This is a genomic window from Bacillus bruguierae (assembly GCF_037104725.1).
In the GTDB taxonomy this organism is placed as follows: domain Bacteria; phylum Bacillota; class Bacilli; order Bacillales; family Bacillaceae_G; genus Bacillus_A; species Bacillus_A bruguierae.
The window spans coordinates 1-3,173 of sequence record NZ_JBAWSX010000037.1 but is presented as its reverse complement, the minus strand read 5'-3'; the positions used below and the strand labels follow the sequence as shown (position 1 = coordinate 3,173).

Below are 3,173 nucleotides of genomic sequence, written 5' to 3'. Positions count from 1 at the left end.
CCTTTAAGATGGCAAGCAACCCAATCATCATCTCAGGAGAACGATGTACGGCAATTCCTACAATCTGATCCTTTTCGACACCTTTTTCTCGCAGTACCCTGGCAAGATGGTTAGCTTTCTCATTTAATTGACGATATGTCAACGTGCTTCCTTCAAATCGAACCGCAATATGATCTGGTGTTTTCTCCACTTGTTTTTCAAACAATTGATGAACCGTTCCATGCTTAGGATACTCATACACTGTATGATTAAAGTCTTTCAGAAGAATCTCTTGTTCTTCTTTAGACACAATACCGATATCTGAAATATCTATACTCTCATCCCTAACAATTTGATCCAAAATTCTTACAAATGAATTTGCGAATTTGTTGATTGTAGATGCTTTAAATAACTTTGTACAATATTCCCATTGAAGAGTAAGCCCTTCTTCCCCTTCAAACACTGTTAATGAAAGGTCAAATTTACTTGTATTTGTATGAAATTCATACGGATCAATTTGAATAGTACTTAACTCTTTTTCACCACTATCTAATCCTTTGTTATGCAAACTAAACATGGTACTAAACAACGGATTTCGACTTAAATCACGAGGAAGCTGTAAATGATTCAATAACTCTTCTAATGGATAGTGTTGATTATCAAATGCATTTAAACAATTCTCTTTTACTTTAGCCAAAAATTGACTAAACGTTTGATTAGCCTTCGGCTGATTTCGCAAAGCTATTGTATTCACAAACATTCCCATAACGCCTTCTAAATCAACATGATTTCTTCCAGCTACCGGTGAACCAACTATAATATCTTCTTGGCCAGAGTATTTTGATAAAAGTATATTATATGCTGAAAGCATAACTGTATATAAAGTAGATTTATTTTTATTTGTAAGTCGTTTTAATTTATCTGTTAATTCCTTACCTACTTTGAAATCAATATGCTCTCCTTCAAAACTCTGTATTTGCGGTCTTGCATAATCTGTAGGTAAATTTAGTACTGGTAAGTCACCAGAAAACGACTCTAACCAAAACTCTTCCTGCTGCTTGATTTCATTCGTATCGAAATAACTCTTTTGCCACACTGCGTAGTCTTTATACTGGAATTTCAAGTCTGATAAAACTTGTCCATTATATAACTGTATAAATTCCTGAATTAGTATGTTTAAAGAAATCCCATCCGCAATGATATGATGCATATCGACCAATAAAATAGATTCTCCGTGTGGTAGACGAATGAATTTAGCTCTAAACAACGGTGCACATGTTAAATCAAATGGTCTTATAAACTTTTCTAGCATTTGTTTCACTACATAGGATTGCGGCTCCTTCATCTCATGTAACTCTTCATATTCCAATACAAATGTATGATAATCTTCGATTTTTTGAACAGGCTCTTCTTCTATCCATTCAAAAGAAGTCCGTAATGACTCATGACGTTTCAATAATGTTTGGAAAATACTTTCCACATGTTTCACGTCTATGTCTTCTTTAAAAAGTAACACAGACGGCATATTATATACTTCTTCATGAATCATTTTATCTAATATAAGCTGTCGTTTTTGAGTAGAGGTTACTGGATAATATTCACGCTCTTCGGCAATCGTAAGCTCAATTGACTTACTAGGTACTAATTCTGAAATAATCTGAGCCAATTTTTGAATCGTAGGATTCTCAAAAATTTCTCGTAAAGAAATATTCACTTGGAATATTTTATTAACCTTAGCCATAAGTAACGTTGCCTTTAACGAATGACCACCAAGATCAAAAAAGTCATCTTGTATACTTATCGAGTCTACTCCCAAAACCTCTTCCCAAATATGAACTAATTTATTTTCAGTGTTAGAGCTTGGACCAACATAATTCAGTTGTTGTAAATGATAACTTGGTTCAGGTAATGCTTTTCTATTTACTTTTCCATTTGATAGTAAAGGAAGTTCATCCAAAATAACAAAAAACATAGGCACCATATAGCTAGGTAAACTTCGTTTTAAATGATCCTTTAGCTGTTGTTCAGTCGCTTTTCCAGCCACAACATACGCACATAAATTTTGTTCTCCACGATCATTTTTTCTGGCAACCACCACAACCTCTTGAACCATCTCATGTTGTAATAATGTTTGTTCGATTTCACCTAGTTCGATACGATACCCTCTAATTTTCACTTGATGATCAATACGTCCTAGGTATTCAATTTGTCCGTTTTCTTTCCATCGTACAAGGTCGCCTGTTTTGTACATTTTTTCCCCTTCAACAAACGGATCCTCTACGAAAGCTTTTTTCGTTAATTCTTCCCGGTTCAAATACCCTCTTGCGAGGCAATCCCCTGCGATGTGTAATTCACCTGGAACACCAATTGGTACAAGTTGGTTACAGCGATCCAAAATATATAAGCGGACATTATCAATTGGTTGACCAATTGGAATTGAATCTGGTACACATTCATTTTCAGTTGGACAATCATAGTATGAAACCTCTACTGTTGCCTCAGTTGGTCCATACAAATTATGCAACGTGGTTCCACATGCTGCATGCCATAAACTATTAAATCGTTTTACATGTTCCGGCATCAACGCTTCTCCACTTGTAAATACATGTTGTACACTTGTTAAATTCTGCGCTGCATCACTTTCTTTCACATACTCTAAAAATGCATTTAACATAGACGGTACAAAGTGAATAGCTGTCACTTTGTTTTCTTCAATGGCTTGTGTAATAACAGACGGATCTTTCTCCCCACCTGGCGTTAAAAAACAAACAGATGCGCCTTGAAGAGCCCAAGCAAATAGTTCCCAAAGGGAAACATCAAAAGTATATGGTGTCTTTTGTAAAATAACATCTTGTTGATGAAACGGATAAACATGAGTCATCCAATTCAAACGATTAATAAGTGAGGCATGTTCGACCATAACACCTTTTGGTTTTCCTGTAGATCCTGATGTATAAATGACATATACCATATCACTTCCGTGATAATCTAAATCTAAATTAGAAGCCGAGTTAACAACTGTCACTGATAACTCATCCTCGATTGAGACTATTTCAACATCTTTTAGACGAGACTCAAGCCCATCTTTCAAATGTCTTTGCGTTAAAACAAGATTCGTTTGACTATCTTCTATTAAATAGTTAAAACGTTCAGTTGGATCATCCGGCTGGATTGGTAAATACGCCCCGCCCGCT

General features: G+C 35.4%; 1 protein-coding gene. It reads right to left on the bottom strand.

From position 1 onward, the window contains the following. The coding region (locus WAZ07_RS26025) for an amino acid adenylation domain-containing protein (protein ID WP_336474706.1) at positions 1–3,173 on the bottom strand (3,173 nt) is incomplete at both ends.